Below are 752 nucleotides of genomic sequence, written 5' to 3' on the forward strand. Positions count from 1 at the left end.
TGAGATGTCTGCACGTAGCGGTGAGAAAGCTTCTAGACCAGCGTGGATTTGCGCTGGACGAAGGTTACAAAACAGTTGGAAGTGCTTACGTAGTGGCAGCAATGCACCGCGCTCTGGCTGGTCGTTTGGTGGCAAATGTTCCCACTTAGGGCCACCAACCGAACCAAATAGAACCGCGTCAGACTCTTCACACGCTGTTACCGTACTTTCTGGAAGTGGGCAACCATGATTATCGATAGCGATACCACCAACATCATGTTCTTCGCGCTCAAATGAGATGCCATGTTTTTGCTCGATAGCATTCAGAACTTTATGCGCTTGAGCCATCACTTCTGGGCCGATGCCGTCACCAGGAAGTACGGCAATTTTGTATGATTTGTCTGTCATGTTATTCCTTTAATCTTCTAATTTTTGAGCTTAATTATTTGAAATCGTGTTGTGTGTCTCTGAGCGATAAAGCTCAGCATGACTATACCGTAGCAATCTTTTTCTGCTTCATCTCGGCAATGGTGTCTGCGCGATGGATGCTGTTGATAACATGCAATAGTGCTTGACCAGAAGCTTCTACGATATCGGTTGAAACGCCCGTACCGTGGTATTTTCTACCTTTGTAGTTGGCAATGATGTCTGCTTGACCTAGACCATCCTCACCTTCACCTTTTGCGGTTAGATCGAATTTATCTAGTACGATCTCGTAACCTGTCACGCGGTAGATACATTGGTATAGCGCATCAACAGGCCCATTACCGACC

General features: G+C 46.4%; 2 protein-coding genes. Both read right to left on the reverse strand.

The window, feature by feature from the left end:
- On the reverse strand, positions 1 to 387 hold a 387-nt coding region (locus tag R7R78_RS25935; RefSeq protein WP_263856322.1), incomplete at its 3' end, for an isocitrate/isopropylmalate family dehydrogenase.
- A gap of 82 nt (positions 388 to 469) precedes the next feature.
- Positions 470 to 752 (reverse strand): alpha-isopropylmalate synthase regulatory domain-containing protein (locus R7R78_RS25940; protein WP_318119597.1); only part of this gene is annotated, 283 nt, incomplete at its 5' end.

This window comes from Vibrio sp. 2134-1, from assembly GCF_033339495.1.